This window comes from Lentzea sp. NBRC 102530 (genome assembly GCF_030269365.1).
In the GTDB taxonomy this organism is placed as follows: Bacteria; Actinomycetota; Actinomycetes; order Mycobacteriales; family Pseudonocardiaceae; genus Lentzea.
On record NZ_BSTF01000010.1, the window covers coordinates 341,866 to 368,143 of the forward strand.

General features: G+C 70.2%; 24 protein-coding genes and 1 pseudogene. 16 read left to right on the forward strand and 9 right to left on the reverse strand.

Going from position 1 to position 26,278, the window contains the following annotated elements:
* Positions 1-34: 34 nt before the first annotated feature.
* From QSK25_RS27210 to QSK25_RS27230, 5 genes are read left to right on the forward strand one after another with little or no spacing between them, the layout of a single operon-like run.
* Entirely contained in the window at positions 35-1,039 is a 1,005-nt protein-coding gene (locus tag QSK25_RS27210; RefSeq protein WP_285642369.1) for a YciC family protein, read from the forward strand.
* On the forward strand, positions 1,026-1,625 hold the full coding sequence (locus QSK25_RS27215) for a DUF4129 domain-containing protein (RefSeq protein WP_285642370.1): 600 nt from the start codon (positions 1,026-1,028) through the stop codon (positions 1,623-1,625). The genes QSK25_RS27210 and QSK25_RS27215 overlap by 14 nt, the downstream gene beginning before the upstream one ends.
* The gene (locus QSK25_RS27220; protein WP_285642371.1) at positions 1,622-2,653 is read left to right on the forward strand and encodes a DUF4350 domain-containing protein; all 1,032 of its coding nucleotides are present in this window, start codon (positions 1,622-1,624) and stop codon (positions 2,651-2,653) included. Before QSK25_RS27215 ends, QSK25_RS27220 begins: the two co-directional genes overlap by 4 nt.
* Positions 2,650-3,606 (forward strand): AAA family ATPase, encoded by a 957-nt coding sequence (locus QSK25_RS27225; RefSeq protein WP_285642372.1) that lies wholly within the window; start codon positions 2,650-2,652, stop codon positions 3,604-3,606. The genes QSK25_RS27220 and QSK25_RS27225 overlap by 4 nt, the downstream gene beginning before the upstream one ends.
* A gap of 1 nt (position 3,607) precedes the next feature.
* Positions 3,608-4,897, forward strand: a complete 1,290-nt coding sequence (locus tag QSK25_RS27230) for a DUF58 domain-containing protein (protein ID WP_285642375.1) — start codon at positions 3,608-3,610, stop codon at positions 4,895-4,897.
* Here the strand turns inward: QSK25_RS27230 and QSK25_RS27235 are convergent.
* Positions 4,894-5,901, reverse strand: coding sequence for a stage II sporulation protein M (locus QSK25_RS27235; protein ID WP_285642376.1), 1,008 nt, complete (start codon positions 5,899-5,901; stop codon positions 4,894-4,896). The two genes, QSK25_RS27230 and QSK25_RS27235, sit on opposite strands and share 4 nt — an antisense overlap.
* Before the next feature lie 19 nt (positions 5,902-5,920).
* Between QSK25_RS27235 and QSK25_RS27240 the strand changes: the two genes are divergently transcribed.
* Positions 5,921-6,655, forward strand: a complete 735-nt coding sequence (locus QSK25_RS27240) for an RDD family protein (protein WP_285642377.1) — start codon at positions 5,921-5,923, stop codon at positions 6,653-6,655.
* A 58-nt stretch (positions 6,656-6,713) separates the two neighbouring features.
* Here the strand turns inward: QSK25_RS27240 and QSK25_RS27245 are convergent, their stop codons facing one another.
* The gene (locus QSK25_RS27245; RefSeq protein ID WP_285642378.1) at positions 6,714-7,619 is read right to left on the reverse strand and encodes a phosphotransferase; all 906 of its coding nucleotides are present in this window, start codon (positions 7,617-7,619) and stop codon (positions 6,714-6,716) included.
* Complete coding sequence (locus QSK25_RS27250; RefSeq protein ID WP_285642380.1) at positions 7,616-8,032, reverse strand: nuclear transport factor 2 family protein; 417 nt, start codon at positions 8,030-8,032, stop codon at positions 7,616-7,618. Before QSK25_RS27250 ends, QSK25_RS27245 begins: the two co-directional genes overlap by 4 nt.
* Positions 8,033-8,105: 73 nt before the next feature.
* Between QSK25_RS27250 and QSK25_RS27255 the strand changes: the two genes are divergently transcribed.
* Positions 8,106-8,618, forward strand: coding sequence for a TetR/AcrR family transcriptional regulator (locus tag QSK25_RS27255; protein ID WP_285642382.1), 513 nt, complete (start codon positions 8,106-8,108; stop codon positions 8,616-8,618).
* Here the strand turns inward: QSK25_RS27255 and QSK25_RS27260 are convergent.
* The 4 genes and pseudogenes from QSK25_RS27260 to QSK25_RS27275 all read right to left on the reverse strand — a co-directional run bounded on the left by QSK25_RS27260 (position 8,597) and on the right by QSK25_RS27275 (position 10,977).
* Positions 8,597-9,385 (reverse strand): energy-coupling factor ABC transporter ATP-binding protein, encoded by a 789-nt coding sequence (locus QSK25_RS27260; protein ID WP_285642412.1) that lies wholly within the window; start codon positions 9,383-9,385, stop codon positions 8,597-8,599. The genes QSK25_RS27255 and QSK25_RS27260 overlap by 22 nt on opposite strands.
* A pseudogene (cbiQ, locus tag QSK25_RS27265) lies at positions 9,371-10,012 on the reverse strand (cobalt ECF transporter T component CbiQ); the annotation flags it as partial. The gene QSK25_RS27260 and the pseudogene cbiQ, both read right to left, overlap by 15 nt.
* On the reverse strand, positions 10,013-10,294 hold the full coding sequence (locus QSK25_RS27270) for a PDGLE domain-containing protein (RefSeq protein ID WP_285642384.1): 282 nt from the start codon (positions 10,292-10,294) through the stop codon (positions 10,013-10,015).
* On the reverse strand, positions 10,291-10,977 hold the full coding sequence (locus QSK25_RS27275; protein ID WP_285642385.1) for an energy-coupling factor ABC transporter permease: 687 nt from the start codon (positions 10,975-10,977) through the stop codon (positions 10,291-10,293). The genes QSK25_RS27270 and QSK25_RS27275 overlap by 4 nt, the downstream gene beginning before the upstream one ends.
* Positions 10,978-11,276: 299 nt before the next feature.
* On the opposite strand from QSK25_RS27275, the gene QSK25_RS27280 reads away from it, so the two are divergent.
* Positions 11,277-13,373 carry a glycosyl hydrolase family 95 catalytic domain-containing protein gene (locus QSK25_RS27280; RefSeq protein WP_285642387.1) on the forward strand — a complete coding sequence of 699 codons (2,097 nt, stop codon included), beginning with the start codon at positions 11,277-11,279 and terminating at the stop codon, positions 13,371-13,373.
* 41 nt (positions 13,374-13,414) lie between these two features.
* Positions 13,415-14,764, forward strand: a complete 1,350-nt coding sequence (locus tag QSK25_RS27285; protein ID WP_285642389.1) for a pyridoxal phosphate-dependent decarboxylase family protein — start codon at positions 13,415-13,417, stop codon at positions 14,762-14,764.
* Between the two features lie 379 nt (positions 14,765-15,143).
* Here the strand turns inward: QSK25_RS27285 and QSK25_RS27290 are convergent, their stop codons facing one another.
* A complete protein-coding gene (locus QSK25_RS27290) occupies positions 15,144-15,719 on the reverse strand; it encodes a MarR family winged helix-turn-helix transcriptional regulator (RefSeq protein WP_030474059.1) in 576 nt (191 codons plus the stop codon).
* A gap of 290 nt (positions 15,720-16,009) precedes the next feature.
* Here QSK25_RS27290 and QSK25_RS27295 point away from each other — a divergent pair, with 290 nt between their 5' ends.
* Both QSK25_RS27295 and QSK25_RS27300 read left to right on the forward strand, forming a co-directional pair.
* Complete coding sequence (locus QSK25_RS27295) at positions 16,010-17,359, forward strand: glutamine synthetase family protein (protein WP_285642393.1); 1,350 nt, start codon at positions 16,010-16,012, stop codon at positions 17,357-17,359.
* 10 nt (positions 17,360-17,369) lie between these two features.
* Entirely contained in the window at positions 17,370-19,859 is a 2,490-nt protein-coding gene (locus QSK25_RS27300) for a DEAD/DEAH box helicase (protein ID WP_285642394.1), read from the forward strand.
* Positions 19,860-19,874: 15 nt separating this feature from the next.
* Here QSK25_RS27300 and QSK25_RS27305 read toward each other — a convergent pair whose 3' ends face one another.
* Positions 19,875-20,552 (reverse strand): hypothetical protein, encoded by a 678-nt coding sequence (locus QSK25_RS27305; protein ID WP_285642395.1) that lies wholly within the window; start codon positions 20,550-20,552, stop codon positions 19,875-19,877.
* Positions 20,553-20,905: 353 nt separating this feature from the next.
* Here QSK25_RS27305 and QSK25_RS27310 point away from each other — a divergent pair, with 353 nt between their 5' ends.
* From QSK25_RS27310 to QSK25_RS27330, 5 genes are all read left to right on the forward strand, one after another.
* Entirely contained in the window at positions 20,906-21,193 is a 288-nt protein-coding gene (locus QSK25_RS27310; RefSeq protein WP_285642396.1) for a hypothetical protein, read from the forward strand.
* A gap of 362 nt (positions 21,194-21,555) precedes the next feature.
* The gene (locus tag QSK25_RS27315) at positions 21,556-22,467 is read left to right on the forward strand and encodes a LytR/AlgR family response regulator transcription factor (RefSeq protein ID WP_285642397.1); all 912 of its coding nucleotides are present in this window, start codon (positions 21,556-21,558) and stop codon (positions 22,465-22,467) included.
* The gene (locus tag QSK25_RS27320; RefSeq protein WP_285642398.1) at positions 22,464-22,865 is read left to right on the forward strand and encodes a hypothetical protein; all 402 of its coding nucleotides are present in this window, start codon (positions 22,464-22,466) and stop codon (positions 22,863-22,865) included. The genes QSK25_RS27315 and QSK25_RS27320 overlap by 4 nt, the downstream gene beginning before the upstream one ends.
* The gene (locus tag QSK25_RS27325; RefSeq protein WP_285642399.1) at positions 22,862-24,604 is read left to right on the forward strand and encodes a sodium/solute symporter; all 1,743 of its coding nucleotides are present in this window, start codon (positions 22,862-22,864) and stop codon (positions 24,602-24,604) included. The genes QSK25_RS27320 and QSK25_RS27325 overlap by 4 nt, the downstream gene beginning before the upstream one ends.
* Positions 24,605-24,618: 14 nt before the next feature.
* The gene (locus tag QSK25_RS27330; protein WP_285642400.1) at positions 24,619-25,794 is read left to right on the forward strand and encodes a sensor histidine kinase; all 1,176 of its coding nucleotides are present in this window, start codon (positions 24,619-24,621) and stop codon (positions 25,792-25,794) included.
* The last annotated feature ends 484 nt before the right edge of the window (positions 25,795-26,278 follow it).

A 26,278-nucleotide genomic window follows, 5' to 3' on the forward strand; every position in this document is an offset into this window, starting at 1 on the left:
GATGCCGCTCACACTAGATCCGGGGGTAGCCGAGATGTCCGAAACGCCCGGCTGGTCCTCACCCGACCAGCCCCAGAACCAGCCGCCGCAGAACCAGCCGCCCTCCTACGGGCAGCAGCCGCAGTACGGCTACAACCCGCCGCCGACCGGGCCGTCGATCCAGCCCGGCGTGATCCCGCTGCGCCCGCTGGCCGTCGGCGAGATCATCGACGGCGCCATCAAGACCATGCGCGCGTACCCGAAGCTGATCATCGGTGCCGCCGCGGTGGTCGCCGCGGTCACCCAGATCCTCGGCCTGCTGGTGAGCCTGCCGTTCCTCGACGACATCACCTCGCTCGCGACGATCGACCCGAACTCCACGACGCTGACGCAGGAGGAGCTGTCGAACCAGTTCACCGGCGCCGTCACCGGGTTCCTGTCCGGCACGCTGCTCACCGTCCTGCTGTCGCTGCTCGGCACGGTGTTCCTGTCGGGCTTCATCACCGTGGTCGTGGGCCACGCGGTGCTCGGCAAGCCGGTGTCGTTCGCGCAGGCGTGGGAGGAGTTCAAGCCCCGGCTGCTGCCGCTGCTCGGCGCGACGCTGCTGTCCGGCCTGATCATCACCGTCGGCCTGCTGCTGTGCATCGTCCCCGGCATCTGGCTCTGGGTGATGTTCGCGCTGGTCACGCCCGCGCTGGTGCTGGAGCGCTGCGGTGTGGGCGCCGCGTTCGGCCGCTCGCGCAAGCTCGTCGACGGCGCCTGGTGGCGCACGTTCGGCATCGTGCTGCTCACGGTGGTCATCAGCGCGGTGATCGGCTGGATCGTCGGCCTGCCGTTCGAGGCGATCGGCCTCGCGGTCTCCGGCGGTTTCGGCGACGACCCGACGGCCGTGCTGAACGCGGGCTACCTGGTGCTCGCGACCATCGGCGCCATCATCGCCTCGACGATCACGCTCCCGTTCAGCTCCGCGGTGACCGTGCTGCTCTACGTCGACCGCCGGATGCGCTCCGAGGGCATGGACATCGAACTCCAGCGGGCCGCGGGGCATGGCGGTCTCTGACGTACCGGTAGATCTCGGCCGCGACGACGCGAGGGAAGCGGCGATCCGGGAGCTCAGGGATCCGGCGTACGTCTCCGGTGACCCGAACCCGTTGCAACGCGCCCTCGACTGGATCCTCGAACGCCTCGGCGCGCTGTTCGCCGGGGCGGGCGGCATGAGCGGCATCACCGCGATCACGATCATCGTGGCCGTGGTGGTGCTGATCGTCATCATCATCAGGCTCCGCACCGGACGCACGGGCCGCGCGCTGCGCAAGAACGGCGAGGTGTTCAGCACCGCCGTCCTGAGCGCGGCCGAACATCGCGCCGCCGCCGAGAAAGCGGCGGCGGCCGGTGACTTCGCCGAGGCCGTGCGCGAACGGTTCCGGGCCGTGGTGCGGGAGTTGGAACAACGCGGCGTGCTCGACGCACGGGCCGGACGCACGGTGGACGAGGTGGCGCACGAGGCGGGCCGGGCGTTGCCGGTGCTCGCCGGTGACCTGCGCGGGGCCGCCGTCCAGTTCGACGACGTCTGGTACGGCGGCAGGCCCGCGACGGCAGAGGGGTACCAGCAGCTCGTGACCGTGGACGGCAAGGTGCGCGGATGACGTCGGTGTCCCCCGGCGCCGGGCGGATCTGGACGGCCGCGCGCGGCCCGTTGCTGATCGGCGTGATCATCCTGTTCGCCGCCGTCGTGATCACGTTGCTGCGCGGCAGCGGTCCCGGCGGCGCGCTCGACCCCCGTTCCTACCAGCCGGACGGCAGCCGCGCGCTCGCGCGGTTGCTGGAGCAGAACGGGGTGCGGGTCGAGCTGACCGGCGACGTGTCCTCCCTGGACGGTGCGACGCTGTTCGTGCCGCAGCCGAACCTGATCGACCCGGCGCGGCTCGACCGGCTGAGCCGGGAGGCGGCGGCGACGGTGCTGCTCGCTCCCCCCGGCGCGACGGACCGCGTCGAGGTCGAGACGCGCGAGCCCGGCTGCCCGTTCGCGGCGAAGGCCGGTGCGGCGACCATGGGCGGGCTCGTCTACAAGGGCGAGCAGAGCTGCTACGACTCGACGCTGGCGCGCGTCGGCACCGTGACGATGCTCGGCCACGGCGGGATCTTCACGAACCGCAACCTCGACGAGGAGGGCAACGCGGCGCTCGCGTTGTCGTTGCTGGGCCAGCACGAACGGCTGGTCTGGTACAAGCCGGCCGAGGCCGACGTCACGCAGCAGAAGACGTTCGGCGAGCTGATCCCGGACGGCTGGAAGTTCGCCGCCCTGCAGCTCGGGATCGCGGCCGTGGTGCTCGCGCTCTGGCGGGCCCGCAGGCTCGGTCGCGTGGTGCCGGAACGACTTCCGGTCGTGGTGCGCGCCGCCGAGACCGTGGAGGGCAGGGCCAGGCTCTACCGCCGGGCGCACGCCGCCGGCCACGCGGCGACGGTGCTGCGGCAGGCGGCGCGCGACCGGCTCGCACCCCTGCTGGGGGTGCCGGTGGGCGACGACCCGTCCGAGGAGATCGCCCGCAGGACCTCGCGTCCCGTCACCTCGGTGCGGGCGCTGCTGTACGACGACGGGCCGGTGGACGACCGGGGGCTGGTCGCGCTGGCCGCTGATCTGGACGCTTTGGAGAACGAGGTGCGCAAGGGATGACGGTCACCACCGAGGAGGCGCGCACGGCGCTCGTGGCGCTGCGCGCGGAGATCGGCAAGGCCGTGGTGGGCAACGACGCCGCGGTGACGTCGTTGATCCTCGCTTTGCTGTGCAAGGGACACGTGCTGCTGGAGGGCGTTCCGGGCGTCGCGAAGACGCTGCTCGTGCGTGCTCTCGCGCGCGCGTTGGACCTCTCCACGACGCGCGTGCAGTTCACGCCGGACCTGATGCCCGGCGACCTGACGGGGTCGTTGGTCTACGACTCGCACAACGCGGCGTTCTCGTTCCGCGAAGGCCCGGTCTTCACGAACCTGCTGCTGGCGGACGAGATCAACCGGACGCCGCCGAAGACGCAGTCGGCGTTGCTGGAGGCCATGGAGGAACGGCAGGTGTCCGCCGACGGCACGACGCGGCCGCTGCCGGCGCCGTTCATCGTCGTGGCGACGCAGAACCCCGTGGAGTACGAGGGCACCTACCCGTTGCCGGAGGCGCAGCTCGACCGGTTCCTGCTCAAGGTCACCATGCCGGTGCCCGCGCGGGAGCACGAGATCGACGTGCTGACGCGGCACGCGACCGGGTTCGACCCGCGCGACCTGTCGGCGTTGCGGCCGGTCGCGAGCGCGGCGCACCTGGAGGCGGGGTCGGCGGCCGTGCGCGCGCTGACCGTGGCTCCCGAGGTGATCGCGTACGTCGTGGACGTGTGCCGGGCGACCCGGCAGCACCCGGCCGTGCGGCTGGGCGTTTCTCCTCGTGGCGCAACGGCTCTGCTGGCCGCCGCACGGGCGTGGGCGTGGCTCTCGGGCCGTGACTACGTGACGCCGGACGACGTGAAGTCGTTGGCGCGCCCCGCGTTGCGGCACCGGCTGGAGCTGCGCCCGGAGGCGGAACTGGAGGGCGTGACGGCGGACGGCGTGCTGGACGGCGTGCTCGGCGCTGTCCAGGTGCCGCGCTGACGTGGCGCTCACGGGTCGCGCGGGGCTGCTCGCGCTCGTCGGGGTACTCGTCGTCGGACTGCTCTTGCCGTCGTGGCAGGGGATTCTCATCGTGCTCGCGGTGCTGCTCCTGTGCGTCGCCGTCGACTTGGCGTCGGCGGCGAGCGTCAAGGCGTTGACGTTCTCGCGCGCGGGATCGACGTCGGTGCGCACGGGTGAGCTGTGCACGGTGCAGTTGACCGTGCACAACCCCGGTCGTCGGCTGCGGGGTGTTCTCCGGGACGCCTGGGCGCCGTCCGCCGGGGTGGTGAACGACCGCATCGACGTCGACGTGCCCGCTCGTGGCGCTCGCACGGCGTCGTTCGAGCTACGGCCCGTGCGTCGGGGCGATCGCGTGGCCGACCGTGTGAGCGTGCGTTCCGTGGGGCCGTTGGGCATCGCGGCACGGCAGGGTTCGCACGAGGTGCCGTGGACGGTGCGCGCGCTGCCGCCGTTCCACAGCCGACGGCACCTGCCGCCGTTGCTGGAACGCCTGCGGGAGCTCGACGGCCGTCGAGCGTCGTTGATCCGGGGCGCGGGCACGGAGTTCGACTCGTTGCGCGCGTACGTGATCGGTGACGACGTGCGGTCGATCGACTGGCGTGCGTCGGCCCGGTCGTCGGACGTCGTCGTGCGCACGTGGCGTCCGGAACGCGACCGTCAGGTGACGATCGTGCTCGACACCGCCCGCACGTCGGCCGGCCGCGTGGACGGCGCGCTGGGCGGCCTGCCCCGGCTGGACACGTCGATGGACGCCGCGTTGTTGTTGTCCGCCTTGGCCTCGCAGGCCCGCGACCAGGTCGACTTCGTGGCGTTCAGCACCAGGGTGCGGGCCTCGGTGCCGCGCGCGACGGTGCCGACCCTGGTGCAGGCGATGGCACCGCTGGAAGCCGAACTGGTCGAGTTCGACTCCCGCGCGGCCGTCGCCGAGGTGCTGCGGCGGGCCGGACGCAGGTCGCTCGTCGTGCTGCTGACGACGCTCGACCCGTCGATCGAGCACGGCCTGCTGCCGTTGCTGCCCACCCTGGCGTCGCGGCACCACCTGCTGATCGCGTCGGTGGCCGACCCGGCCGTGCACGCGATGGCGTCCGGCCGTGGCGACCTGGAGGCCGTGTACTCGGCTGCTGCTGCGGAACGCACGTTGGCCGAACGCCGTCGTCTCACCGCGTTGCTCGCACGGCACGATGTCGACGTCGTGGACGCGCTGCCCGACGACCTGCCGCGCACGCTCGCGGACCGCTACCTGTCGTTGAAGGCAGCGGGAAAGCTCTAAGCAGAGACGGGAACGACGTCCTCGCGTTCGCTCGCGTCGACGTCGCCGGTCTCGCCTTCCTGCGCGGCCCGCCGCCCGATCACGAACACGTACAGCAGGAACAGCACCTCGGCCACCACGCCGATGCCCACCCGCGCCCACGTCGGCAGCCCGGACGGCGTCACGAAGCCCTCCAGCACACCGGCCACGAGCAGCACCACGACGAGTCCGAGCGCGACCGCCACGACCGACCGTCCCTCCGCGGCGAGCGCCTGGGCGCGGGTGCGCTTGCCGGGGTCGATCACCTGCCAGCCCAGCCGCATGCCGATGCCCGCGGCGACGAACACGGCCGTGAGCTCCAACAGGCCGTGCGGCGCCAACAGGCCGAGGAACAGCTCACCGCGGCCCGCGCCGAACATCAGCCCGACGCCGACGGCGACGTTCAGGGCGTTGGTGAAGAGCAGGTAGATCGGCGGGATCGCGAACAGCGCGCCGAGCAGCAGGCACGCGGCCGCGACCCAGGCGTTGTTCGTCCACACCTTCGCCGCGAACGACCCCGCCGGATCGCTCGAGTAGTACGACTCGTAGCCGCCGCCGACCCTGGTCATCTCGCGCAGTTCCTCGGGCGCGGCGATGGACGCCTGCACGTCCGGGCTGGACGCGATCCACGCCGCGATGATGCCGGTGACCAGGTAGAACGCCAGCCCGGCCGGGACCCACCAGCGCCAGCCGAGGTAGATCGCGGCGGGCAGCCGGTGGGTGAAGAAGCGGGTGAACACCTTCCACGCCGGCGTGTGCGTGCCGGTGAGCGCCGAACGGGCCTGTGCGAGCAGCGACGACAGTCGTTCGACCGTGGCCGGATCGGGGGTCTGGCTGCGCACGAGCGACAGGTGCGACGTGACGCGCTGGTACAGCTCGATCAGCTCGTCGGCCTCGGCACCGCTCAGCCTGCCGGGCCTCTTCGCGAGCTTCTCGAGCCGCTGCCACGACGCGCTGTGGCGTTCGATGAACACGTCCAGATCCACGATGAGTCACACTATCCGGGTGGGGGACCTAGTCACCGGTGAAGCCGTAGTTCTTGACCTTCGCGTAGCCCAGCTCGCGAGCAGGGCGGTCGCGTACGCGTTCGATCTCGTCCTGCAGTTCGGTCTGCTCGTCCTCGTGTCTCTGCTCTCGCCGATCGGGTTCGACGACGCGCTGCAGACGGCGCTGTCGCTGACGCTCGCGGTGCTCGTCATCATCGGCTACCCGACGCTGGTGGAGTCGCTGTCGCGCGGGCGGTCCCTGGGCAAGCTCGTGATGGGCCTGCGCGTGGTGCGCGACGACGGCGGCGCGATCCGCTTCCGGCACGCCCTGGTGCGCGCGCTCGGCGGGTTCTTCGTGGACTTCTGGGCGCTCGGCTTCGGCGGCGCGACGGCGCTGTTCGTGTCGCTGTTCTCGCCGCAGGGCAAGCGGGTCGGCGACTACCTGGCGGGCACCATCGTGATCCACACCCGTGTGCCGCGCCAGGAGGTGGAGCTCGCCGTCATGCCGCCGCAGCTCGCGGAGTGGGCGTCGGGCCTCGACCTCTCGCAGCTGCCGGAGGAGCTGGTGCTCGCGACGCGGCAGTACCTGAGCCGGTACGGCGACCTGAACGAGCAGGCCCGCTGGGACCTGGGCGCGCGGCTGGCGAACGACGTGGGCGTGGCGATCCGCTCGCCCCGCGTCGAGCACACGCACCCGCACCCGTACCTGTCGGCGGTGCTGGCGGAACGGCGCCGCCGCGCGCTGGCTGGTTAGGCCCTGTCCTGCAAGTCCGTCAGGTGGCAGGCGCGGGTGAGCGAGCCGGAGGCGGTGCCTAGGCACCGGCGAGCCGCAGCCGTTCGGGGCCTTGCTCGTGCACCGCGTCACCTGACGGGGTCGGATCGCCGTGCAGCACTTCCCACCGTGCGTTGTGCACGGCGGTCCACATGCTCGCGGCCCACGCGATCTCCCTCTCCTCGGCGGAGAACGCCCGCCCGCGCACCCGTTGGTACGTCTCGATGAACGCCGCCGAACTCTCGACCGGCACCCACGCCGGCGGCGACGCGTTGGCGAACGCCCCGGAGGCCGCGCCCACCAGGGCGGCCTCCGGTTGCCACGCCAGGCTGTCCCAGTCGTGCACGGCGAGCACCTCGCCGTCGTGCCAGCGGAGGTTCTGCGCCTCGAAGTCGGCGTGCCCCAGCACGCACGGCAGATCGGTGGCCAGCAACCGCTTGCGCACCCGCGTGGCGGCCTCCACGACGAACGGCGGCACGACGCTCTGGTCGCGGGCGTCGAGGAAGTCGATGGCGGGCCACACCCCGGGACCGTCGTGGTCCCACCGGGCCCAGCGGGGCGCGGGCACCGGCGGCGGCACGGAGACGTCCGCCAGCAGCACCATCGACCGGGCGAACACGGAGGCGTAGCGCCGGGCGACCTCGGGGGTGTCGCCCGCCAACACCTCCCCGCCGGGCAGCGGTTCCTCGGCGTGCACGGCCACCCCGCCGGCCCGCACCACCGGCGTCAGCGGGCGTGGACACGGAAACCCCCGCTCCGCCAGCGACTTCTGCGCGGCGAGGCACGAGGCCGCCCGCCCGTCGTCCGCGCGAGCCTTCACGTAGGCCGAACGCCCGTCCGCCAGGCGCACCCCGAAGACCGACGAGATCGAGACGCGCTCGTAGAACACCTCGACTGGCCCGCTCCCCAGTTCGGCTGCGCACCAGGCGGACAGGTCGAACGTCATGCGCCGAGCAACTCGGTCAGCAGCAACGGGTTCATGTAGTCGTCGTACCGGGCGATCTCGCCGTCGCGCAAGTGGATGATCGCGATGGCGGTGAACGAGTAGTGGTCCTGCTTCACCTTCGACCAGCCGCGGTGCGTGATCTCGGCGACGACGACGTCCGGGTCGTCGGTGAGCCGGGTGATCGCCTCGACGTGCTGGATCTCGATCTTCTCCCGGACCCGTGCGCCGCGCATCCGGTCGAAGTAGGCGCGGATCGCGTCCCTGCCCTTGATCTCCGGCTCCTGGAACGGCGCTGGGAAGCGGTAGGCCATCACGCCGTCCTCGGTGAAGAGGTCGGCGAACGAGTCGTGCGTCTGCTCCCCCGCGACCTGCCGCCGGACGTGGTCCACGATCTCTGCCGGTGTGCGCCTCATGATCGACCCCTCGTAGAATCGGAACGGTGACCCCGCTTAGTACGATACGGAACGCACGCCCCGGTTGGCAACGATGAGGGCCGACGCCGCGCGCAACCGCGAGAAGGTGCTGTCCGCCGCCCGGGAACTGTTCGCGGAGCAGGGCTTCGACGTGCCGCTGGACGAGATCGCCGGGAGGGCGGGCGTCGGGCCCGGCACCGTCTACCGGCACTTCCCGACGAAGCAGGCGCTGTTCCAGGCCGTCACGGAGTCCCGCGTGCAGGCCATGATCTCCTCCGCCGCGCCCTCCGAGGACCCCGGTGCGGACCTGACGGCGTTCCTGACGAAGATGGCCGGCGAGGCCGCCGCCAAGCGCGACATGTCCGACGCGATCGCGGTGCCGTCCGAGCTGCGCGACTCCCTGCACGCCACGCTCGGCGGTCTGCTGGAACGAGCGCAGGCGGCCGGTGCGGTGCGGCCCGACATCACGACCCAGGACCTGGTCGCGCTCATGAAGGGGATGCTGCAGAGCATGCACGAGGGCGCGAACCCCGCCGTGCTGCTGGAGATCGTGCTGGCCGGGCTTCAGTCCAGCCGGAAGCCGTAGGGCAGTTCGAGCCGGTGCCGGGCGAGGAGTTCGGCGTCGGCGAGGAGTTCCCGCGTCGGGCCGTCCGCCACGACCACGCCGTCGTCGACCAGCACGCTGCGCGGGCAGATCTGCAGCGCGAACGGCAGGTCGTGCGTGACCATGAGCATGGTGGGCGCCAGCGAGAGCAGCAGCTCGGCGAGTTCGCGGCGCGCCACCGGTTCGAGGTTCGCGGACGGTTCGTCCAGCACCAGCAGTTCCGGCGAGCAGGCCAGCACCGACGCGAGCGCGACACGGCGCCGCTGACCGCCGGACAGGTGCAGCGGCGAGCGGTCCGCGACCGACTCCATGCCGACCGACCGCAACGCCTCGCGCACGCGTCCGTCCACCTCGGACAGACCGAAGTTGCGCGGGCCGAACGCCACGTCCTCGGCGACCGTCGGGCAGAACAGCTGGTCGTCGGGGTCCTGGAAGACCAGGCCGACCCGGCGGCGGATCTCGCGGAGGTTCGCGCGGGTCACCTCGAGCCCGGCGACCGCGATCGACCCCGAGCCGCCGGACAGCACCCCGTTGAGGTGCAACGCGAACGTGGTCTTGCCGGCGCCGTTCGGACCGAGCACCGCGACCCGTTCACCGCGCTCGACCCGCAGGTCCACGCCGAACAACGCCTGGTGGCCGTCCGGGTAGGCGAAGGCCAGCTTCGACACCTCCAGCGCCGCCGCGGCCGGGGTCTCCGGCACGATCGTCGCCGACCCGGAAGGCCTGCCCGTCCAGCCGCGCGACACCATGGCGAGGTGCACCCTCTCTCCGCGTTCGTAGGACCGGATGAACAACGTGCCGACCGACCGGGCGAGCGCGCCGGCCTGCCACAGGAACCGCGGGTCGTCACCGCGGGAGATGCGGGCGACGCGCATGCGTTTCGCTTCTCCCACCACGACTTCGCCGTAGCGCAGCATCAGCGTGGCGATCATGACCAGCGGCGCGGGCACCCGCAACGCCTGCAACCCGCGCAGCAGGTCGCCGGGAGCGGTGGTGGCCGCCAGGGTCAGGCTGATCAGCACGCCGAGCGTGCCCTTGACGAGGATGTTCCAGCCCGCGAGCGACCCCTCGACGGACACCGAGACGCCCAGGACGTCGGTGCGCGGGTCCGTGCCGAAGATCGGCAGCAGGAACGCCAGCACCACGAACGGCGCCTCGATCACCGCGCGCTTCACGAACCACAGCACGGGCACGCGGGCCACCGCCCACACCGCGACGATCAGCAGCAGGTAGATGCCGAACAGCGGGAACCACGTGCGCGGCGTGGCCACGACGCCGAGCACCGCCGCGAACGCCACGAGGATCTTCACGTGGGGCCCGAGGCGGTGCACCGGCGAGTCGCCGGCGTGGTGCAGGACGTCGTGGCTGCCGCTCACCTACGCGTCGGACTTCTTGCGCAGGAACCAGAACAGGCCGAAGGACACCGCGAGGACGACCACGACCCCGAGCACGCCCGCGAGCCCGGTGAACTTGTCGTCACCGCCGAACGCGTAGTCGGCGAAGGTGCTGCCCGCGAACGGGTGCTCCTGCGCGTGCTCGGCGATACCGGTGTCCTCGACGGTCTTGTCGAGGCCGTCCGGGTCGCCGGACGCGAAGTACGACAGCACCCCGGCGATCAGCAGCGACACGAACGCGAACCCGATGAAGAACTTCCTCACGACCGCACCTCCAGCGGCTTGGCGCCGCCCTTGAGCAGGTGGACGAGGTCGGGGCGGATCGCCGCGACCGACGTGACGGTGGCCGCCGTGATCAGGCCCTCGCCGATGCCGATCAACGCGTGCAGCCCCCACATCAGCAGCGCGACCTTGCCGATCTCCACGCCGCCCGCGCCGCCGATCGCGTACTCGACGACGAAGCCCGTCGCGGCCAGCAAGGTGTTCACGAACGCCGAGACGAACGCGACGGCCGCGAGTCCGCCCTTGCCCCTGAGGGCAAGCTTGCGCAGCGCGACGGCGACCAGGAACCCGGCCGCCGTACCGATCAACGCCATGTTCGTGACGTTCGCGCCCAGGGCCGTGAGGCCGCCGTCCGCGAACAGCAGCGCCTGCACGACGAGCACGATCGTGACGCACAGCGCGCCGACGTACGGGCCGACCAGGATCGCCGCGAGCGCACCGCCCAGCAGGTGCCCGGAGGCGCCCGGCAGGATCGGGAAGTTGATCATCTGGACGGCGAAGACGAACGTGGCCACCAGGCCCGCCATCGGCGCCGTGCGGTCGTCGAGGTCCGCACGGGCCTTGACCAACGCGAACCCGACGCCCACCGCCGCGACGACGAGGAAGACGACCGAGACCGGTGCGTTCAGCAGACCGTCGCTCATGTGCATGGCAACAGGTGACATGAGCTGAGACGCTAATTGCCCGATGTCGGCTATGGCTAGGACTGTGCAACAACGATTTGCGGGCAAGAAGGCGTTGATCGTCACAGCGCACGCTAGTCATCGGATGACTCTTGCGGTTAGATCCGTTCCGCCGCCGCCACGGCACGGAGGGACGACCAGTGACAGAGCTGTCGCGCAGAACGTTTTTGTACGGGACCGGCGCCACCGTGGGGGCTTCCGCGCTCGGGGTGGGCACCGCCTCCGCAACCCCCGAAACATCGGGTCACAGCGTGCATCGGGACGTGGTCCGGGACGCTCGCATGGAATGGAAGCGACTTCCGGCGAATTGGGGCGATAGTCCCTTTCTCGCCAACGGTTTCCTCGGCGTCCAGGTGTACGCGGGCCGCACGCCCGACGAGCTGAAGCTGATGCTCAGCCATTCGGAGGTCCAGGACCAGCGCGAGCACTGGGAGGCCGCGGTGGGCCTCTCCCGGCTGCCGATCGGTTACCTGACCGTGCGGTTCGCCGGCGCGATCACCGCCGTCGACTGGACCCTCGACCTGTGGAACGCCGAGCTGACCGGCTCGGTGACGACGACGCAGGGCTCCGCCACGTTCACGATGCTCGTGCACAACGACCGCAGCACGTTCCTCGCGTCCGTCCGCGGCGAGGCGACCTGGGGCTTCCAGCCGCTGGAGTCCTCGACGACCCGGCAGATCCGCAGGCCGGCCGACTACACCGCCAACCCCGCCCCCACCCTGGGCACCGCGAACGGCGTCTCGTACGCCGCGCAGCCGTTGCACGCGGGCGGCGGCTACACGACGGCCTGGCAGACCCGCAACGGCCGCTTCGCCGCCCACGTCGCGTACACACACCCTGCGAACACGCACACGTCCGAAGCGATCCGCGAGGTCAGGCAGGCGCTCGCGCTCCCGTTCGACCTGCTGGTCCTGCAACACCGCCGCTGGTGGAACGCCTACTTCGCGAAGTCGCTGGTCTCGGTGCCGGACAAGCTCGTGCAGCGGTTCTACTGGCTCCAGCTCTACAAGATGGCCGCCGCCACCCGCGCCGACGCCCCGGTGATCTCCGAGTGGGGCCCGTGGTTCCCCGAGCAGGGCAACAGCTGGACGGCGGTCTGGTGGAACCTCAACGTCCAGATCTCGTACCCGCTGGTCAACGGCTCGAACCACCACGAACTCGACGCCGTCACCACGACGCTGAAGCGCTACGAGCACAACCTCGAGCTCAACGTGAACCCGTCCTACCGCGACGGGAACTCGTACGCGATCTGCCACCCCGGTGACCGCACCCTGCGCTCCGGCCCGCGCTACTGCGGTGTCCCCGGCGTCGCCCCCAACGACCACACCGGCAACCTCCTGTGGGCGTGCCACAACGTCTGGCTGGGCTACCGCCACACGATGGACCGCAGGATCCTGTCCGACGTCCTGTTCCCGATCCTCACCAAGGCCGTCAACTACTACGCCCGGTTCCTGGTCGAGGGCACCGACGGCAGGCTGCACCTGCCGGAGACCCGTTCGCCCGAGTACGCCAACGCGACCGACACGACGTACGACCTGTCGTTGATCCGCTGGGGCGTCCGCACGTTGCTCTCGATCGAGGACAACCCGCGCTGGCGCGACATCGCGACCCGCCTGGTCCCCTACGCCCAGGGCCCGAACGGCACGTTGATCGGCAAGGACGTGGCGTTGAACGACTCCCACCGCCACTTCTCGCACATGCTCTGGTTCTACCCGTTGCGCGAACTCACCTACGACATGCCCGAACACCGCTCGCTCATCGACAAGACCTTCGACCACTGGGTCTCCCGGCGCGAAGCCTGGGCGGGTTACAGCTACGGCGCCGCGTCCGCGATGGCGTCGGCCATGAACCGCCCCGAGGAGGCGCTGTCGTTCCTGCGCCACTTCCTGGACCGCAAGCAGGTCGGCTCGAACGCCGTGCTGACCGAGAACACCTTCTACCGCGAGGGCGGCAACCTCGCCATCGAGTCGCCGCTGATGTCCGCGCAGGCCGTCCTCGAGATGATGGTCCAGTCCCACAACAACACGGTCCGCGTCTTCCCGTCCGTGTCGTCCACTTGGGCCGATGCCTCGATCTCGTCGCTGCGCACGCAGGGTGCGTTCCTGGTCGACGCGTCCCGCTCGTCCGGCCGGACAGACTGGGTCAAGGTCCATTCGGAAGCAGGCGCGCCCCTGCTCCTGGACCACGGCATCGAGGGCGAGGTCGACGTCCGCGACGCCTGGGGCCGCCGTCTGGAGTGCAAGCCACGTGGTTCCGCGCTGGAGATCCCGCTCCGCCGGGGCCAGACCGCCGTCGTCAGCCGCCGGGGCACGCGCCCCGACGTCTCAGCACGTGATGTGAAAGCGAACGGCTCGTCTTCCCGCTGGGGTCTGCCGTAACGTACAAATTCGAACATTTCGTGGACCGAGTGGGGTGTGCGGTGGACCTTCAACACTGGCTGAACGAGGCCCTGGCCAACCACGAGAAGTGGACGGCCGACTACGGCACCTTCACACCCCACTCGTCCCTGCAGGTCGATCCGACGCTCTTCGGCTCGGCCCTCGCCGAGCTCCAGGACCGCCTGCGCGACAACTACCCGTTCTTCCACCCGCGCTACGCGGGCCAGATGCTCAAACCCCCGCACCCGGCGGCCGTGGTCGGCTACCTCAGCGCCATGCTGATCAACCCGAACAACCACGCCCTGGACGGCGGCCCGGCCACCGCCACCATGGAACGCGAGGTCGTCGCCGACCTGGCGAGGATGTTCGGCTACACCGGACCGCACCTGGGCCACCTGACCTCCAGCGGCACCATCGCCAACCTGGAGGCCCTCTTCGTGGCCCGCTCCCTGCACCCGGCGCAGGGCATCGCCTACTCCTCAGAGGCCCACTACACCCACTCCAGGATGTGCGGTGTCCTGAACATGGAGGGCCACTCCGTCCCGGCGGACGCGCACGGCCGCATGGACCTCGACGCCCTCGAAGCGCTCCTCAAGACGGGCAAGATCGGCACCGTGGTCGTCACCCCGGGCACCACGGCCCTCGGCGCCGTCGAGCCGGTCCACGAGGTCCGCGCCCTGACCCGCCGCTACGGCGCCCGAGTCCACGTGGACGGCGCCTACGGTGGCTTCTTCACCCTCCTCGCCGGCACCGACCTGGCCCCGGAACCCTGGCGGGCCATCGCCGACTGCGACTCCGTGGTCGTCGACCCCCACAAGCACGGCCTGCAGCCCTACGGCTGCGGCGCGGTCCTCTTCAAGGACCCCGAGGTGGGCCGCTTCTACCTGCACGACTCCCCGTACACCTACTTCACCTCGGACGAACTGCACCTGGGCGAGATCAGCCTGGAGTGCTCCCGGGCGGGCGCCGCGGCGGCAGGCCTCTGGCTGACCCTTCGTCTGCTCCCGTTGACACGGGACGGCCTGGGCGAGGTCCTGGCGGCCGGACGCCGGGCCGCCGTCCGCTGGGCGTCGATGATCCGCGACTCCGAGGCCCTGGAGCTCTACCAGGAGCCCGAACTGGACATCGTGACGTACTTCCCGCGCACCGACCCCCGCGCGCTGTCCGCGATCGACGCCGCGTCGCACCGGGTCATGGACACCGGCATGCACGCCCCCGAGGACCCGATCTTCCTGAGCGTGGCGAGGGCCTCGAAGGACGCCTTCGCGGCCAGGCACCCCGACATCACCGCGGACGCGGACGGCGCACGAGTGCTGCGCAGCGTCCTGATGAAGCCGGAGTCCGAGGACTACCTCGACACGCTGCACGCACGGGTGCTCAGCCTGCTCTGAGCACCCGAACCGGCTGCCGAGCGCCAGGTCACCGCGCGTCCCGCAGCCGAACGCCAGGCGACCAATGGCTTGAGGAGAACGAAGCCGCAGGCGAGGCCGACCGAGCGCAAGCATCGCGACGGCGCAGCCGAGCCCGCCAAGTCCCAACGGCAATGCCGCAGGCGAGGCGTCCATAGCTCTTGACTGAACCGTCCAGCCGGTGACGGTGACGTACGCACCTAACGTGCCCACGCACCCAATCCCCATCGTCGCGAAGCGGCGATGGGGAAACCAAAGCTCGTCCAGGTCTGCGCCAAAGCCGACCACCGCACCCGTGACCCGACAACGCCGAACAGGGCGACTCACCCCCGGTGAGTCGCCCCCGTCAGCCGAACAAGCCTCAGCCGTGCTTGGCCCGCCGACCGGACCGGCGAGGCGGCAGCGGCGTGTCCCCGCGCAGGTCCAACCGGCGCTGTTCGCCGTTGGCCTCGAGGTGCGTGACCATCCGCCGCAGCATCTCCGCCAGCGACTGGGCCTCGGAGGACTCCAGCGGGTCCGAGACGAACACCTCTTCCTCGTTGAACTTGGGGAAGAGGTCGGCCATCAGTTCTTCACCCTCAGGGGTGAGCCGCAGAACGGCCAGCCGCCCGTCGGTCGGGTGCCCGAGACGTTCCAGCAGCCCCCGCGACTGCAGCGTCTTGGCGACGCCGGTCAGGGTGCCCTTGGAGATCCCGGCCTCCTCGGCGACGTACCGCGTCTCCATCTCGCCCCAGATCCACACGACCCAGAGCACGACGAAGCCGGTCCAGGTCAGATCGCTGGTGCGCAGCACCGAGTTCTCAAGGTGCTGGCGGATCGCGGTGGCGGCGCGGTGGATGTTCGACACCGCCGCCATCTGCTCGCGATGCAGCGGCACCGCACCGAGCTTCGCCTGGACGGCTTTCTCGGTCTCGGCAATCGTGTGGTGACCAGACAACTCAAAGTCTCCCGTGCTCGGACCTCAGGTGTTCCCGGCACAATACTTGCGGTTCCGAACTATGTCTGTGATGTGGTGCGAGACAGTCCGCAACCACTTTGATCACGATCCCACATCGTGCATGATCTCGTGACGGTCGTCACCCGTCCAGTTACGGACTGTTGCCCGGTGGTGGACGATGAGTGCGGAGCACCGACTGGTCTTTGCTCCACGGACGGGTCGATAGCGTTTGTCCCTCAACGTTATCCCCTCCGCGTCAGCGACACACTGTGCCGGAAAGGTAGTTCGACGTGGTCGGTGAACAGGTGACACGGGAACTCGCGGCAAGACTCGGCGAGGACGGGATCGACGTGGTGCGCGTCGTGTTCCCCGACCTGCTCGGCACCGATCGGGGCCGTGACGTCCTCGTAGAGCATCTACCTGCGGTGATTCAGCGCGGGCTGTCGTTCTGCCGGGCCGTGTACAGCACGACGCCCGGCGGTCAGACCACCGAGAACGGGGGTGTGCTCGACGCCGGGCTGCCCGACGTGATCGTGGTCCCGGACCTCGACACGCTCCTCCCGATCCCCTGGGAGCCGGGCGTGGCGTGGTGCATCGGCGACGCCGTCAGCCCCGCGGACGAAAGGCCCGTGGACGAATCGCCGCGGCAGGTGCTGCGCAGGGCCCTGGAAATATTCGAGACCACCGGGCTGAGCCCGGTGGTCGGTCCCGAGCTGGAATATTTTCTCTGCGAACCGGACGAAGATCGCCCGAACGGGTGGCGTCCCTACTGCGATGAGCCGGGCAACGTCTACGCGACCGGCCGCCGCGGCGATTCGGACGGTCATCTGTTGAGAACTCTTCGCACGCTCTCCAGCGCGGGGTTGCAGACGACCGGCGGCAACCACGAGTACGCCGGTGGGCAGTTCGAAATCAACCTCGTCCATTCGCCCGCCATGGACGCGGCCGATCGCGCGTTCCGGTTCAAGACGAGCGTCAAGGAACTCGCGCGGCGCGAAGGCAGGCTCGCCACGTTCATGGCGAAACCGTTCAACGACGGCGGCGGCAGCGGGTTCCACCTGCACCTCTCGTGCCACCAGGAGGACGGCCGCAACGCGTTCCAGGCGCCGGGTACCTCGAGCGGCCTGTCGGACGAGGCGCGCTGGGCCATCGGCGGCATCCTCAAGCACGCCCCGGCGCTGGCCGCGCTGCTCAACCCCACGGTGAACTCCTACAAGCGGTTCGGGCCGGACTCGCTCGCGCCGTGGCTGATCGACTGGGGTCTCGACAACCGCAGCGCGATGCTCCGGGTGCCGGCCGAGCGCGGCGAGACCACCCGCCTCGAACTGCGGCTGGGCGACGCGAGCGCCAACCCCTACCTCGGCATCGCCGGCCTGATCGCCGCCACCTACCTGGGCATCCGCGACCAGATCGAGCCGCCGCGGCCGTCGGCGGGCTACGGCTACGACCCGTCGAAGGCCCCCACGCTGCCCGCGACGCTGCCGGACGCCCTCGCCCACCTGGAGGAGGACACGGCGATGGTCGACGTGCTGGGCAAGGACTTCGTCCGGTCCTATGTGGACTTCAAGTGGGAGGAGGTGGCCCGGTTCCAGCGGTTCGTGACCGACTGGGAGTTCACCGAGTACGCGTACCACCTATAGTTCACCTGCGATGACTGCACTCACGGACCGGCTCACCTCGATCGCCGACGAAGACGAACTGTTCGACGCTTTCTCCACCTGGGCGACCGAGCGCGGCCTGGCGCTGTACCCGGCGCAGGAGGAGGCGGTCATCGAGCTCGTCTCGGGCGCGAACGTCATCCTCAGCACCCCCACGGGGTCCGGCAAGAGCCTGGTGGCCATCGGCGCCCACCTGGTCGCGATGGCGGGCAACCAGCGCAGCTTCTACACGGCGCCCATCAAGGCGCTGGTCTCGGAGAAGTTCTTCGCGCTCTGCGAGGTGTTCGGGCCGGAGAACGTCGGCATGATGACCGGCGACGCCAGCGTCAACGACCAGGCGCCCATCATCTGCTGCACCGCCGAGATCCTCGCGAACATCGCGCTGCGCGACGGCGCCGACGCCGACGTCGGCCAGGTCGTGATGGACGAGTTCCACTTCTACAGCGAGCCCGACCGCGGCTGGGCCTGGCAGGTCCCGATCGTCGAACTGCCGCAGGCGCAGTTCCTGCTGATGTCGGCGACGCTCGGCGACGTCTCGTTCTTCGAGAAGGACCTGACCCGCCGCACCGGCAGGCCGACGGCGGTGGTCCGGTCGGCGCAACGCCCGGTGCCGCTGAACTTCCAGTACGTCACCACGCCGTTGCACGAGACGATCGAAGACCTGCTGCACGGCCGTGAGGCGCCGATCTACGTCGTGCACTTCACCCAGGCGGCCGCGCTGGAACGCGCGCAGTCGCTGATGAGCGTCAACGTCGCGACCAAGGCGGAGAAGGAAGAGATCGCCTCGACGATCGGCAACTTCCGGTTCTCGTCCGGGTTCGGCAAGACGCTGTCGCGGCTGGTGCGGCACGGCATCGGCGTGCACCACGCCGGCATGCTGCCGAAGTACCGCCGCCTGGTCGAGCAGCTCGCGCAGGCCGGTCTGCTGAAGGTCATCTGCGGCACGGACACCCTCGGCGTCGGCATCAACGTGCCGATCCGCACGGTCGTGTTCACCGCTCTCTCGAAGTACGACGGCACGCGCACCCGCATCCTCAAGGCCCGTGAGTTCCACCAGATCGCCGGACGGGCGGGCCGCGCGGGCTACGACACCGTGGGCACCGTCGTCGTGCAGGCGCCGGAGCACGAGGTCGAGAACATCAAGGCGCTCGCCAAGGCGGGCGACGACCCGAAGAAGCGCCGCAAGGTCGTGCGCAAGAAGGCCCCGGACGGCTTCGTGTCGTGGAGCGAGTCGACGTTCGAACGCCTCGTGGGCGCCGAACCGGAGCCGCTGACGTCGTCGTTCCAGGTCTCGCACGCGATGCTGCTGAACGTGATCGGCCGCCCCGCCGGGGGCGCGTTCCAGGCGATGCGGCACCTGCTGGAGGACAACCACGAGGACCGCCCGAAGCAGCTCAAGCACATCAAGCGCGCGCTGGCGATGTACAAGGCGCTGGTCGCGGCCGGTGTCGTGGAACGCGACGGCGACGACTTCCGCCTCACGATGGACCTGCAGTTCAACTTCGCGCTGAACCAGCCGCTGTCGCCGTTCGCGCTGGCCGCCATCGAACTGCTCGACCGCGAGGCGCCGGGCTACGAGCTCGACGTCCTGTCGGTGATCGAGTCCATCCTCGACGACCCGCGCCAGATCCTGGGTGCCCAGGAGCACAAGGCGCGCGGCGAGGCGATCGGCGCGATGAAGGCCGACGGCATCGAGTACGACCAGCGGATGGAGCTGCTGGAGGAGGTCACGTACCCGAAGCCCCTCAACGACCTGCTGGAAGCCGCGTTCTTCACCTACCGCCGCGGCCACCCGTGGGTCGGCGACTACCACCTCTCCCCCAAGGCCGTCGTGCGCGACATGTACGAGCGCGCGATGACGTTCACGGAGTACGTGTCGTTCTACGGCCTGGCCCGGTCCGAGGGGCTCGTGCTGCGCTACCTCGCCGACGCCTACAAGGCGTTGTCGCAGACCGTCCCGGACGAGGCGAAGACCGAGGAACTGCAGGACCTGATCTCGTGGCTCGGTGAACTCGTCCGCCAGGTCGACTCCTCGCTGATCGACGAGTGGGAGAAGCTCACCAACCCGGACGCCGAAGCAGCCCCCGAGGTCCGCGTGGACCTCCCGCCGGCCGTCACCCGCAACGTCCGGGCGTTCCGCGTCCTGGTCCGCAACGCCCTGTTCCGCCGCGTCGAACTGGCCGCCAAGCGCGACTGGTACTCGCTGGGCGAACTCGACCACGAGTCGGGCTGGACGGCCAAGGAGTGGATGGACGCCCTCGAGCCGTACTTCGAGGAGCACTCGGACATCGGCGCGGGCCCGAACGCGCGCGGCCCGGCGTTCCTGATCATCAACGTCGAGCGCGAGCGCTGGGTGTGCCGGCAGATCTTCGAGGACCCGGCGGGCGACAAGGACTGGGGCTTCAACGCCGAGGTCGACCTGGCGGCGTCGGACGAACTGGGCGAGGCGGTCGTGACCATCACGGACGTCGGCCGCCTCTGACCCGGCGGTTCCTGCTCAGCGGGTGTCGAGGCGCTCCATCAGCCGGTGCGCCTCGTCGGGGCTGATCGGCAGTTCCTCGTAGGTGTTGCCGCCGTTGCTGATTCCCCTGAGCAACGAGCAGCGCACCCATTCGCCCTTGCCGTACTCGTACTCGTCCCAGGCGTCGCCCTTCACCAGCGCGATCGCGTTCGCGAGGTCGAGTGCGCCCCTGGCGCTGTTGAAGATCGCGTAGTAGGGGACGCCCTTCCACCGGTGGTGCCTCAGGAACGTGCGCTGCGCGAACGCGAGGTCGTAGGCGGCGTACTCCGCCGACATCTGCTGCGGCAGCTCGACGACGCGCAGTCCGCTCAGGTGGCCGAGCCCCGCCAGCAGGTCGGACGGACCCCACGCCAGCTCGCGGGTGTACGCCCGCTCCTGCTGCCCGTCCACCTCGACCACCGCGAACGGCAGCTTCGGCCCCTCCACCGACAGCACGCGGAAGCACCGCCGGGCGGGCCTCGCGGCGATGACCGCCCCCGCCTGCTCCTCGGTCACCTGCTCCGCCCTGTGGAGCAGGTCGTCGCGCCTCAGGTACCGGAGCACGTCCGACGGCACCCAGCCGGCCGCCCCGGCGTGGATCTCCTCACCCACGAGCCTGGTGCGGACCACGGCCTGCACGTCCGAGCCGAAGTCCCGGACTACGTAGTACTTCATGCGATCCCCCCAGATCAGCGCGAACCCCAGTCATATCACCCCGACAACCGCCACAAACGGCGCAGCGACTACGACAAATGAGTTGATCCGCACACCGGCCGGCGGTAACGCGACACAACTCCAATGCCGCCCGTACGCGCCCGCGAACCCTACGTGACGTCGGAAAACTCACCGGCTGGTTGAAAGAACACACATATTTCCCAGTTGAGACGAGCACCAGTTGAGACGGAATGCGCAATCGATTGACCGCGCGACACCGTTGGGGGCAACATCATTGCGCTGCACCACTGAGGGCGGGATATGGTGATGCCCAGTGGGAGGAATTCCTGGCGCAGCCCGGCTGGAGGAGTGAAGTGGACCCGGCACTGGACGCCTTGCGCGACCGGCTGGCGGAGATCGTCGCGTCACCGCCGGACAACACCGAGCAACTCGTGGACACGCTGAGCGGTCTCGCCAAGCTCTCGAACCAGTGGTCCGAGGCGATCCAGGCGTTGCGCGCGCCCACCCGCCGGCTGATCGGCCCCGCCGCCGCCGCGTCCGTGAGCGTGGCCGCCCGCCGCGCCGAGGAGTCGTTCATCGAGCTGGAGATCACGCTCGGTGACGCCCTCGCGGCCAAGCCCCGTGCGCTCCGGCAGCCCTGAGAACCGCCTTCTTCGCGTCTCAGATCGCCGCTTTTTGACTGACAAAACCGGCCGACGTGCCTGACCAGGCAACTGCACGCTGCGTGATAGCGGCATCGGTCTCCTGTCCGAGACACACCCGATCGGAGGGTTTCCGCACGTCCTCCCCTTGGCGGATGATGCGGCCGATCGGGGTTGCGCGGGCAGGAGGGGGTTGACGCGGTGCACACCCAGTGCAACCGGACCCCCGCGGCGGGTCACCCTCCGTGAGGGGGCATGATCGCGTATCCGACGCCCTCGGCTCACCAGGCGCGCGATGACCGAGCGTGGTCCAATCGCAGCCACGTGAGGATCGGCCGTACACAGTTTGGACTCGATCTCGAATGACCTCAGGTCTGCCCTGCCCCATCTGCGAGGGGCCGGATCGACGTGGCAGCCTCGAGCGCTCGCTGCGGGTGCTCGCCGTCGACGACGAGGCGCCCGCGCTGGAAGACCTCACGTACCTGTTGCGTTCTGACCCGCGCATCGCTCACGTGGAGGCGGTCACCGACGCCACCAAGGCGTTGCGGGTGCTGCACCGCGCCATGGACGCCGGGCAGCCGTTGGACGCCGTGTTCCTCGACATCCGCATGCCCGGGCTCGACGGTCTCGACCTCGCCCGCGTGCTCTCGCGGTTCGCGCAGCCGCCGCCCGTCGTGTTCGTGACGGCGCACCAGCAGCCCGCCGTGGAGGCGTTCGAGCTCAAGGCGCTCGACTACCTGCTCAAGCCCGTGCGGCCGGAACGGCTCGCGGAGTCCGTGCACCGCATCGTGCACGAGGTCCTCGACTCGAAGAGCACCGCGGAACCCGCCGCGCCCGCGCCGGTGCAGCAGGCCAACGCCACGCCGCCGGAGATGGGTGACGAGGTCATCCCCGTCGAGCTCGGCGGCGTCACCCGGTTCATCCGCCTCGCCGACATCCGGTACGTGGAGGCGCACGGCGACTACGCCCGCCTGCACACCGCGACCGGCAGCGGCCTGGTCCGCGCGGCGCTCAACGGTCTCGAGGAGCGGTGGCGCAGCGCGGGGTTCGTGCGCATCCACCGCAGCCACCTGGTCTCGCTCGGCCACATCGACGAGCTGCGCCTGGAGGACGGGCACCTGAGCGTCACCATCGGCGGCGCGGTGCTGCCGGTCAGCCGCCGCCACGCCCGGCACCTGCGCCAGCTGCTCGTCCGCCGCGCCCGGCCCACGCCCGTCGCGGGTCAGGCCGCGTCCGCCGGTGTCCTGCAACCGAGGAACGGGCTGGGGTCGTGACGACGCCACCACCTCCGCGGCCGGACCCGAAACCGTCCCAGCGCGTGGTGGTGACGAGCCCGCGCACACGGGCACCCCGTGCGCGGCGCCCCTACTCGGGCACGCGCGAGATCAACGAGCAGAGCGAGCTCGGCGCCGTCTACATGCGCACGCTGATCCGCGCGCAACGGCGGCTCGGGCTGTCGGTCTGCCTGGTGGCGTGCGGTGCGCTGGGGTTGCTGCCGTTGCTGTTCGCGATCGAGCCGGAGCTCGGCAAGTTCCGGATCCTCGGGCTCGGGCTGCCGTGGTTCCTGCTGTGCGTGGCGACGTGCCCGATGCTGCTGCTGGCCGGCTGGTTCTACGTGCGGCAGGCCGAACGCAGTGAACGCGAGTTCGCGGAGCTGGTCGAACGTCCATGACGAGTGGTTACGCCATCGTGGCGGTGGTGGTCGTCGCTCTCGGCACGATCCTGGTCGGCGCCTACGGGCTGCGGGTCTCGCGCACCACGTCCGACTTCTACGTCGCCTCGCGCACCGTCTCGCCGTGGTGGAACGCCTCCGCGATCGGCGGCGAGTACCTGTCGGCGGCGTCGTTCGTCGGCATCGCCGGGCTGATCTTCGCCTACGGGCCGGACATGCTGTGGTTCCCGGTCGGCTACACCGCCGGGTACCTGGTGCTGCTGACGATGGTCGCCGCGCCGCTGCGCCGTTCCGGCGCGTACACGCTGCCCGACTTCGCCGAGGCCCGCTTCCGTTCGCGGGGCGTGCGCGCGGTCGCGTCGATCCTGGCGCTGGCGATCGGCTGGCTGTACCTGTTGCCGCAGCTGGAAGGCGCGGGCCTGACGCTGAACACGGTGACGGGCGCGCCGGACTGGGTGGGCGCGCTGATCGTCACGGCGGTCGTGACGGCGAACGTGATGTCCGGCGGGATGCGGTCGATCACGTTCGTGCAGGCGTTCCAGTACTGGCTCAAGCTCACCGCGATCACCGTGCCGATCGCGTTCCTGATCGTCGCGTGGCAGGTGCACGGCGCCGAATCGCTGACCAGGCCCGAGTACCCGGTGTTCCGGCAGGACACCGAGGTCTCGTTCCAGCGCCCGACGACGATCCACGCCGACGCGTTCATCTCGATCAAGGGCACCGGTGAGATCGACGGCGCGCGCGTGACCGACACCGTGGTCGTGCTGCCCGAGGGCTACCACCGCATCGGGGCGGGCTCGGAGTTCACGTTCCCGAAGGACGCGCCGGTCCCCCATCTGTCCACGATGGAGCACAACACCAACGAGATGTGGTCGCTGCCGATGTCGAGCGGCCAGGAATTCCCGTTGTACGGCGCGTATTCGCTCATCATCGCGACGTTCCTGGGCACCATGGGCCTGCCGCACGTGATCGTGCGCTTCTACACCAACCCGAACGGCACCGCCGCGCGCCGCACGACGTTGATCGTGCTGGGCCTGCTGTCGGTCTTCTACCTGATGCCCCCGATGTACGGCGCGCTCGGCCGCCTCTACACCCCCGAACTGCTGATGACGGGCCAGACCGACGCCGTGGTGCTCGTCCTGCCGACGCGGATGATCGAGGGCATCGGCGGTCAGCTGCTCGGCGCCCTGGTGGCGGGCGGCGCGTTCGCGGCGTTCCTGTCCACGTCCTCGGGCCTGGTGGTGTCGCTCGCGGGCGTGCTGTCCCAGGACGTCCTGCGCCTCGGTGGAGTACGCGGCTTCCGCATCTCCACGGTGCTGGCGGGCCTCGTGCCGCTGGCGATGACGTTCGTCGCCACCGGCATGCCCGTGGCGGACATGGTCGGACTGGCCTTCGCCGTGGCCGCGTCCTCGTTGTGCCCGTTGCTGATGCTGGGCATCTGGTCGACGCGGACGACCACCGTCGGCGCCATCGCCGGCATGCTCGCGGGCGGCGTCCCCGCCCTGACCGCGGGCCTCGTCACGATGTTCACCGACGCCGGCAACGCCTGGTACCAGATCCTGCTCTCCCGCCCCGCGGCCTGGACGGTCCCCCTCGGCTTCGGCGTGATGTACGTCGTCTCGCTGCTCACCCAGCGCCACACCCCACCGGGCGTGCCGCAGACGATGGTCAAGCTCCACGCGCCCGAGAACCTCGGGCTGGACGGCTCCGGCAACTCCCAGGCCGACGAGCGAAGCTAGAAGGTGACGCCCCGATGCAAGACTTCCTCACCGCGGCCGCGATCCTGATCGTGGGCGGCGCCGCCGTCCTGGTCCTGTGGCGAGGCACGCGCAACAAGCAACAACTCTCCACCGAGGCCCAGCGCGTCACCTACGAAACCCTGCACACGGCCTGGTCGGCGGCACCTCCGTTGCGCGCGGGCCTGGTCCCCGACGCCGCCAAGAAGTCCGCCCGGCACCTCCGCACGTTGCTCGACACCCCGGCCCTCGCCCTGACCGACGAAACCGAGGTGGTCGCCTGGGAGGGCGTCTCCGACCACCACGCGGCAGACGCGATGGCCCAGGCGGAGGACGTCTTCCACACCGGCCGCACCCAGGCGTTCGACATAGGCTGCGCGGAACCGAACTGCCCGATCAACTGCGCGGTGGTAGCGCCACTGACCGTCGAGGGCCGAGTGGTCGGCACCCTCGCCGCCTACTCGCGGGAGGCCTCGGCGGGCCTGGTCCGCGCCACCAACCAGGTGGCCCGCTGGGCAGCGGGCCAACTCGAACTGGCCGAACTGGACCGCTCCCGCACCCGCCTGGTCGAAGCCGAGGTGCGTGCCCTGCGAGCCCAGATCTCCCCGCACTTCATCTACAACTCGCTCTCCGCCATCGCCTCCTACGTCCGCACCAACCCGGAACGAGCCCGCACCCTCCTGCTCGACTTCGCCGACTTCACCCGCTACTCGTTCCGCCGCCACGGCGACTTCACCACCCTCGCCGAGGAGCTCCGCTCCATCGACCAGTACCTGGCCCTGGAACGAGCGCGCTTCGGCGAACGCCTCAAGGTCACGCTCCAGGTGGCGCCAGAGGTGCTCCCGGTGACGGTCCCGTTCCTCTGCCTGCAGCCACTGGTCGAGAACGCGGTGCGGCACGGCATGGAGGGCAAGGTCGAGCCGGGCCACATCCAGATCTACGCCAACGACGGCGGCGCCGAAGCCCACATCACGATCGAGGACGACGGCATCGGCATGGACCCCGAGAAACTCCGCCGCACCCTCGCGGGCCAGGTGGACGAGTCGGCGGGCATCGGCCTCGGCAACATCGACGAACGGCTGCGCCGCGTCTACGGCGACGAGTACGGCCTGGTGGTCGAGACGGCGTGCGGGCTGGGCACGAAGATCACGGTCCGCGTGCCCAAGTACCACGCGGGCATCAACGGCATGTGAGCCGCTGCGCCACCGAGGCACCGAGGCACCTGGCACGGCGGCTGAGCGCCAGGTAGCTGAGCGTTGGCTGGTGGAGCGCTGGGCGGCAGAGCGCAGGGCGGCCAAGAGTTCGGTAGCCGAGAACTAGGCGACCAATGGCTTGAGGAGAACGAAGCCGCAGGCGAGGCGTCCATAGCTCTTGACTCAAAGACAACGCCCGCCCCACGCGATGCCGCAGGCGAGCCGACCGTCTTGGCTGAACTGTCAAGCCGGTGTGGTGACGTACGCACCCGACGTGCCCACGCACGCGTGGGATTGGGGCTTGACTTCGGGTGCGAGGTGCTACCCCTCGCGGATCGGCCGGGCGCTTTTCAGCCTGGCCTTTTCCGGACGACCAGCGCCTCGCAAGGGCCCCGAAGATGCTCCTATGGATTGTCAAGCTGTGCTGGGTATGGCGGCGAGGTCTGCGATGAGGCGGGGATAGATCTCGCGGGCGAGGTAGCGT